General features: G+C 36.5%; 7 protein-coding genes. 2 read left to right on the top strand and 5 right to left on the bottom strand.

The genetic code is table 11. From position 1 onward, the window contains the following. The first annotated feature begins 165 nt into the window (after nt 1–165). Complete coding sequence (locus tag BIV60_RS22700) at nt 166–948, top strand: hypothetical protein (RefSeq protein WP_071358000.1); 783 nt, start codon at nt 166–168, stop codon at nt 946–948. Nucleotides 949–1,100: 152 nt separating this feature from the next. Here BIV60_RS22700 and fdhD read toward each other — a convergent pair whose 3' ends face one another. The 5 genes from fdhD to fdhF form a co-directional block, all read right to left on the bottom strand. Then, nucleotides 1,101–1,904, bottom strand: coding sequence for a formate dehydrogenase accessory sulfurtransferase FdhD (gene fdhD / locus BIV60_RS22705; RefSeq protein WP_071358006.1), 804 nt, complete (start codon nt 1,902–1,904; stop codon nt 1,101–1,103). 9 nt (nt 1,905–1,913) lie between these two features. After that, the gene (locus BIV60_RS22710; RefSeq protein WP_071358001.1) at nt 1,914–2,273 is read right to left on the bottom strand and encodes a Na-translocating system protein MpsC family protein; all 360 of its coding nucleotides are present in this window, start codon (nt 2,271–2,273) and stop codon (nt 1,914–1,916) included. An 84-nt stretch (nt 2,274–2,357) separates the two neighbouring features. Continuing rightward, nucleotides 2,358–2,963: a trimeric intracellular cation channel family protein gene (locus BIV60_RS22715; RefSeq protein WP_071358002.1), complete on the bottom strand. Its 606-nt coding sequence runs from the start codon at nt 2,961–2,963 to the stop codon at nt 2,358–2,360. A 197-nt stretch (nt 2,964–3,160) separates the two neighbouring features. Then, nucleotides 3,161–3,658 carry a helical membrane plugin domain-containing protein gene (locus BIV60_RS22720; RefSeq protein WP_071358003.1) on the bottom strand — a complete coding sequence of 166 codons (498 nt, stop codon included), beginning with the start codon at nt 3,656–3,658 and terminating at the stop codon, nt 3,161–3,163. Next, entirely contained in the window at nt 3,658–6,654 is a 2,997-nt protein-coding gene (gene fdhF, locus BIV60_RS22725; protein ID WP_071358004.1) for a formate dehydrogenase subunit alpha, read from the bottom strand. Before fdhF ends, BIV60_RS22720 begins: the two co-directional genes overlap by 1 nt. 419 nt (nt 6,655–7,073) lie before the next feature. Here fdhF and gltC point away from each other — a divergent pair, with 419 nt between their 5' ends. After that, entirely contained in the window at nt 7,074–7,979 is a 906-nt protein-coding gene (gene gltC, locus BIV60_RS22730; protein WP_071358005.1) for a glutamate biosynthesis transcriptional regulator GltC, read from the top strand. The last annotated feature ends 269 nt before the right edge of the window (nt 7,980–8,248 follow it).

Below are 8,248 nucleotides of genomic sequence, written 5' to 3' on the forward strand. Positions count from 1 at the left end.
TACTAAATCACTTGATAACATGATTATAATGCATTACTGCATGATAAAAAAAAAAAATATAATATAATTTAATTTAGTTAAAGTTGTATTAAAAAAGAGCATAGAAATCACTACTTCTATCGAGATAAGATATAATGATTAAAAAATACTTGAGGTGAATATGAATTGGATTTTCATTCAGAGTCAAACCAACGAAAAGAAAAAATTAATGATGAAGAATATAAAGAAAGAGATTACCCTACTAGGCTAGAAGCTAAGAGGAAAATTGATGAAAGTGAACATAAACAATGGTTTATGGGTGAAAATAAGAGAAAAGCATTTGAAGGAGGCGAAACAGCAGTAACCTCCCCCTCTAGATCGAATTCCAGATCTAGATTATCAAAAAAGAATATGAAAGTGGAAATGCCATGGGTAAAACTAGTATTTAAGATTTTGGTAGTAGCAGTTGTTTTTTTCAACTTCAAATTTCTTTTGAACTTTATGAAAGTTCCTTTCAGTACGTTGTATCATACCCTATATGTAATTGGAATGAGTGTAGCTATTAATTTTATTGCCGTCTGGTTTCTGTTTTATAAAAAGAAGTATATAAGATTTTATCTTTCTTTATTTGCACTTTTAGGATCGCTTGGGTATTACTTCTACGTAAATTACACGAATCATTCCTTTTTAGGGAATAATCTAGTAAGTTCGGTACTTGTTGTAATATCAGTTTTAATGGCCATTAATCCTAAAGTAAATTATTATATGAAAGGCTTCGTGCTTTTGTTAATACCTATTTTAGGAATCTATTTTAGTGGTAATAAATTTGCCCTTGTTTGGACTCTAATGTTTAATGCGGGGTTGATACTATTCTTTAGAGTGTCTAGATCAAAAAAAACTAAAGGAAATAAATCGAAAACAAATAAAAAAGAAGAACGAACAAGGAGAAACAAAAAGCAATCTGCTTAATAATGCTATTTGTATTGGCAATTAAAAAATGCTGGTTGCAGCAATAATTTAGTGAATGAAAAAAAGCCGAAAATAATACAGGTGGTTTTTAAACTTGTATATTTTCGGCTTTTTTAAAATTACTTAAAGTGATTAAGAGAAAAAAGTTTCTATTATACAAGACTACTAATTTTAATTCTTTCTGGACAAGTATAAATATTCAAGGATTGATTGCGGATAAATCCTACCGTGGTGATTCTGAGTTCTTCCGCCAATTGTAAAGCCAATTCCGTTGGAGCTGATTTTGAAAGAACTACCTCACATCCAATTTTTGATACTTTTAATAAAATCTCTGAAGAGATACGTCCGCTAAAAACAATAATTTTTTCTCCAATTGTAATTTTATTTCTTAAGCAATATCCGTAAATTTTATCCAAAGCATTATGCCGTCCTATATCCATTCGACTTAAAATTAAACCATCTCCATTGCAAAGAGCTGCGTTATGAACTCCTCCTGTATCTTGAAATGTAGTGGCGGAATTTTGCAAATCTTTCATTAAACGAAAGCATTGATTTGTAGAAAGAGTCACTCGAATTTTGTTCATTTTTTTAGCCATTAATGCATCGTTTACAAAGACAAAGCCTTGTCTGCTCGTTCCACAGCATGAAGTAATATAGCGTTTATTTTGGAAATTTTGATAATAAGGATTTAGTTTATCAGTTTCTACATGTACATAACCTTCTTTCTCTTGAACCCATATCTCTTTTATATCTTCATAACACCTTATTATCCCTTCAGAAGCCAAATAACCTATTACCATATCTTCCATATACTCCGGTGTACAGACCATTGTTACAAGTTCTTTTCCATTGATTTTTACTGTAACAGGGAACTCTGTCACAATAATATCTTCAGTTGTTTCCGTATACCCATTTGTGCATCTTAGAATTTCTCGTTTTTTCACTATTGGTTTCAACACTGGGTCTCATTCCTTGCCCATAATAGATTCATCAAAAACAAAAACCGTCATTGCAGTATCAATTTCAATATTGATATCTGTAAAGATACTCACAATCTTTGCATTCATCATTTCCTCAATTTTATTCACCAGGGTAGGATCCTTATAGATATTTTTCACTAATTCGGTTCGTGCCTCATGAACCATCAGCTGTCCCTCTTTTGACCTGATCATAAACTTTTCAACATTTGTTAAATTACCTTTCATCTCACAAATTACCCAAGGACCTGTAATACGAGTAGTAATTTCTCTTGGCCCATTCCCAATATATTCTTTTCGTATTTCGCGAATCAACATACTAAAGTTATGCTCCAAATTCTTTGTCATTATATTCTCCTCATGTCATCATGTTTTTTATTTTCACCAAGGTTTTCGTTAACCATTTACGAATACGTCATTCATACAGAATTATTATTGTTTTTCAGACCGATTGCAAGGAAGTTCAAGTCTCCAATTATTATGAATCGATAACATACGAATAAATACAACGAAAACAACGAGGGTCGTCAATTCAATAGGGCTGCTCCACCCAGACCAAATACAAATAGCGCACAAAAATGTAAGGATTGCATGAATTTCTTCCTTTAAAGCAAGGGGAGGTCTGCCCGCTAACAAATCTCGTATCATTCCGCCGCCAACACCAGTAAACATAGAAGCAATGACAATAATGCCCAGATCATGTTGCAGACTATTTGCCAATATCCCCCCTTGTATCGCAAAGGAAGCAAGACCAATAGAGTCAAAGAAATACCCCCACCGTTTCCAATGATTAACCCATTTCCTCTCAACAAATACGATTGTAGTCAGCGTTATAAGTACAATCAGTAAGGATTGACGATCCCAGATATCAGAAATAGGGACATCAAGAACTACGTTTCTAATCACTGCTCCGCCAAATGACGTTGTAAGCCCAAGGACAAAGATTCCAATAAAAGAATATTTGACCTGCATTGCGACATATGCCCCACTGGCTGCATAAGCAATAATTCCGATTATGTGTAAAACCGACCAAGTCAATTGATCTTTTCCTCCTTATAAGAAAAGCGCAAGCGCCTTGGTCAGCCCCAACAGCTGCTTGCGCTGGACAATTCTCAAAGCAATTTATAAATTCATATAGAATAAATATGAAAACTAAGTCCTTATTCTCGAATTCAGTGAACAAAAAACTAGCAATAAATGAATCATATCACTTTAACAAAATCTTAAATTTCAAATTACTTATTCCCTTGCGTCTGCTCTTTTAATCTTGCCCCAATTCCTTGCAGTAAATATAAAGAAAATGTCAAAGCACGGTTAATATCAGTGTCTCTCATGAGTTTTATTAATTTAAAAACACCAATTTTTTTATTTTTTTGAAGTTCCTTCTCTGCTTTCTTAATTCCACTCGTCATTCCGTTCATTATCTTCTTTGTCATTTCGGGATTGAGTTCTGTCAGTGCTCCAGCTGCAGCCATCCCATTGTTAATCGCATTTGTAACAGGAGGACGCAACAATTGTCCTACCGCAATTTTTGCAACTTTTTCTTTCGCCTCAATAAGACTATTTAGAGCTTCAAGAACACCACTTTCGTGAAGCTCTTGAAGAAGCTTAATCGTTTCTTTAATTCCATCTGCGTTTTCTGCTAAATCTTGTATAACACTTTCAAGTCTATCAGCCTGTTTTTCCTCTTCCGAAAAATTAGCTTCTTTTATCTTGGTAATTGGTTTCGCCATTATTTCGTCCCCCCTGATAGATCATTCAAGTCTGCAATCGGCTCATAATCTTTACGTGCCCATTTTCGTTCCACTTGTACACCTAGTTGTGGATTTCTCTCTGCATACCGAGGATTGTACAACGGAAGCGGTGTACGACCTTTTACATTTATTAATTCCATTTTTACTTTTGTCTGCTTATAGGCTGGTGTTTGCGTCCGAACATCACCAACGCTTCCAGTTAATAGATTGATAGCATTTTCATGACTGACAGAATGCATAGGAACATAGAGTTCTTTACCATGTACCCGATCTGTTACGATCGTTCGAAGCTTAATCGCACCATAAGGTGACACAAGTCGGACAAGTGAGCCGTCTTTAATACCGCGTTCCCAGGAAAGTTCCGGCGAAACTTCTACGAATACTTCAGGTAACTTATATTGAATCCCTTTCGATTTATTCGTCATATTTCCCTCATGAAAATGTTCTAAAAGCCGGCCATTATTCAAGGTAAGGTCGAATTCTTGTGAAAACTCAATTGGCGGAATATATTCTTCAAGAGAAAAACGAGCTTTTCCATCTGGAAAGTTAAAACGTTCCGTATATAGAAGCGGTTCATCCGTACCATCTTTTTGTACTGGCCATATTAAACTGTTCCATCCCTCAAGGCGTTCATACGATACACCTGCAAAAGTCGGAGACAAGCAAGAAATCTCATCCATAATTTCGCTTGGGTGTTCATAGTTCCAATTAATCCCCATATATTTCGCGATTTGTTGAATAATCCACCAATCTGGTTTCGATTCACCTAATGGATCAAGGGCACGATACAGCCGTTGAATGCGCCGCTCTGTATTGGTAAATGTTCCATCCTTCTCAAGTGAGGGAGCCGCCGGTAAGACAACATCTGCAAATTGAGCTGTTTTCGTTAGAAAAACATCCTGTACGACAAAAAATTCCAGTTTACTAAGGGTATCATGCACATGGTTTGAGTTTGAATCGACCCATGCCATATCTTCTCCCATTAGATACATGGCTTTTAATTCGCCCTTCTCCACCGCCTCTAACATTTCAATATTTGTTAAACCTGGTTTATCGGAAATTTTGACTCCATATTTCTTTTCAAACTTTTCTCGCGCCTTGGCTTCTGATAGACGCTGGTTCCCTGGAAGCCATTGTGGAAGGGTCCCCATGTCACAGGAGCCTTGCACATTGTTATGGCCGCGAAGAGGATATGCCCCTGAACCAGGACGGCCAAAGTTTCCTGTTACTAGGAGAAGATTTGCGATAGCCGCTGATGTATGGGATCCTGCAACATTTTGAGTGACACCCATTCCCCATAAAATAGATGTTCCATCTGCTTCGTGCATCATTCTGGCTGTTTCGATAAGCTGTTCTTTTGAAAGTCCCGTTACTTCCTCTGCATATTCAAGTGTGTATTTTTCAAGAAGTTTAAGGTATTCACTATATTGATTTACACGTTTTTCAATAAATTTTTCATCATGCCAGCCTTGATCGATGATATATTTGGCAATAGCCGTTATCCAAACATAATCCGTTCCCTGTTTTGGATGTAAAAACAGATCCGAACGCTCAGCCATTTCATGTTTTCGAAGATCGGAAACAATCAATTTTTGGCCGAATAATTTCTTTGCGCGCTTAACCCGAGTCGCTAGCACTGGGTGACCTTCAGTTGGGTTCGCACCAATAATGATGACAAGACCGCTGCTTGCTATATCTTTAATGGTACCGGAGTCACCTCCGTATCCAACGGTTGCTAGCAATCCATCTGTGGCAGGAGACTGACAGTATCGTGAACAGTTGTCAATATTATTTGATTCAAATACTTGTCGAGCTAATTTTTGCATAAGATAGGAGTCTTCGTTTGTTGTTTTGGAAGAACTTACACATCCGATTGCACGCCCTCCATAGGTTTGTTTAATCATACCCATTTTTTCTGCAATCAATGTCAAGGCTTCATCCCAAGTTGCAGGGACAAACTCATCCCCTTTTCGAATTAAAGGGGTAGTAAGACGCTGCTCACTATTAACAAAATCCCATCCAAACTTTCCTTTAACACAGGTAGAAATGCTGTTTACAGGTCCATTTTCAGTTGGTTCAATTTTTAAGATTTCACGTCCCTTTGTCCATACTTCAAATGAACATCCTACTCCACAAAACGTACAAACGGTTTTGGTTTTCTTCGTACGGTTCTCCCGCATCGCTGCTTCTACTTCTGATAAGGCAAAAATGGTCTTATAGTCCGGTTCAACTTCTTTAATAAGATCAACCATAGGGTTTAACAAATCTTTCGGAATGGCTGTCATAAATCCAGCTTCGCCCAGCATCGATTTTTCCATTAGTGCATTACATGGACAAACGGTTGCACACTGTCCGCAAGATACACAGGAAGATTCATTGATGGATTTACCATTATCCCACAAGACACGTGGCATTTTTCGTTCCCAATCAATCGTTAGCGTTTCATTAACCTGTAGATCTTGGCACACTTCTACACAACGCCCGCAAAGAATACATTGGTTAGGATCGTAGCGGTAAAAAGGATGTGACATATCTACTTCATATCCCTTTTCCCTAAATGGACGAGTTTGATGTTCAATTTCTAATAACTCCGCTGTATTATGAACACGGCAATTTCCGTTATTATTGTCGCAAACCGTACAATAAAGTAAGTGATTCTCCAAAATACGATCCATTGCTTCTGTTTGTGCATTTTTTGCCCTGTCAGAGGAAGTCAAAATATTCATTCCTTCCTCCATTTCCGTGGAACAGGCCCTCATAATTTTCCCATCAATCTCACACATACAAGTATCACATGTTTGGATTGGCCCTAATACCTCTGAATAACAGATATGCGGGTGCTCTATTCCTTGTTGCAAAAGATAATCGAGAATACGAATGCCCTTTTCTACCTCATGTTCTTCTCCATTAATCTTCACTCTCACTATTTCAGACAATGTTAACTCTCCCTTTTTCCAAAATAAAAAGCCCGCCATAAAATAGTGTGTGTATGACTTTACACAAACTATTTTATGGCGGGCTAATATCTTAGCAGTTTAACCTACTAGTTATCCATCTCACCAATAAAAGTATCTATAAAAAGACATAGAAGTAAGCAATTTGGCATTACTTACCATCCATGAGCTTTTATACTGTTATTATAATGCTAATAATATATAAACTCAATAACAAATTTCCTTTAGCACCAATACACGTAGAAAAATCAACAAAACCCCTATGGAAGTTAGTGGTTATTTCATCTTTGTTTTAGGTCATTGACGATATGTCAATCTAATCTCGCCCTGGATTATTATCGAAATATTTTTTAACTATTTTTGATTTTCTTATTAATACAAACAATATATAATTTATATTAGACTATTCTAATACTTATATAAATAAAGGAGAAATCACAGTGGAGCTTCGTCAATTACGTTATTTTATCGAAGTTGCGGAACGTCAGCATGTTACGGAGGCAGCTGAAAATCTAAACGTTGCACAATCAGCCGTTAGCTATCAAATTACAAAGCTGGAAGAGGAGCTGGGAGTTAACCTTTTAGAACGGGTCGGTAGAAACATTAAGGTAACTCAGATTGGAAATATTTTTTTACACGATATAAAAAGTGCCTTAAAAAAGATTGAAGAGGCAAAGGAAAAAATAGACGAATATCTTGATCCTCAAGCAGGAACCATTAAAATTGGTTATCCGACAAGTCTCGCCAGATATTGGCTTCCAAATGTTATTTCGGCTTATAAGCAAGATGTGCCAAACGTTAACTTCCATTTACGGCAAGGCTCCTATACCTACTTAATCGATGCGGTTAAAAACGGTGAAATCGATATCGCATTTCTCGGCCCAGTCCCCATGAAAGATCCGGGGCTGGAGGCAAAGATTTTATTTACGGAAGATATTGTTGCCTTGCTTCCTAATAACCATTCCTTGGCTAAGAGAGAGAGTTTGACTTTAAGTGACTTGAGGTTAGATCCATTCGTCTTATTCCCAAATGGGTATGTCCTTCGAAAGATTGCTGTTGATGCCTGTCATGAGGCTGGTTTTGAACCCCATATTACGTCCGAGGGAGAGGATATGGATGCTTTAAAAGGACTTGTTTCCGCAGGAATCGGCGTTAGCCTATTACCCGAGAGTACTTTCTATGACTCGATTCCCCGATTCACGGTAAAAGTGGCGATTGATACACCAAAAGCCATGCGTACAGTTGGTGTCATTGTTCCCAAACATCGAGAATTAGCACCATCCGAAAAAAATTTCTATGAATTTCTAATCCAGTTTTTCAACAAGTTACACCAGTATAAAGAATGAATTTTGGAAAAACGCAAACAAATTCGCATTTGTACAGAAAAAAAGCCAATAAAGACAAGATTTGTATAAACTCTTGTATGTATTGGCTTTTTTATCTTTACTTCTTCTTTATTGAATCCTCATTAATTGAATTAGCATCAGCTAATACTTTATACCTATTAAAAATACATAATATGTAAAATAGCGTTACTTCCGAATCTTTTTTCAAAAAATCCATTAAATCTATTTCAATTATTACAGTATTGTTACATAATTGTAACATATAAGTC

The organism is Bacillus sp. MUM 116 (assembly GCF_001866655.1).
Taxonomy (GTDB): Bacteria; Bacillota; Bacilli; order Bacillales; family Cytobacillaceae; genus Neobacillus.

Coding starts and splice junctions, on each gene's coding strand:
- BIV60_RS22710 (WP_071358001.1), bottom strand. CDS start 2,273: ATGACAAAGAATTTGGAGCATAACTTTAGTATGTTGATTCGCGAAATA.
- BIV60_RS22720 (WP_071358003.1), bottom strand. CDS start 3,658: ATGGCGAAACCAATTACCAAGATAAAAGAAGCTAATTTTTCGGAAGAG.
- fdhF (WP_071358004.1), bottom strand. CDS start 6,654: ATGGCGGGCTTTTTATTTTGGAAAAAGGGAGAGTTAACATTGTCTGAA.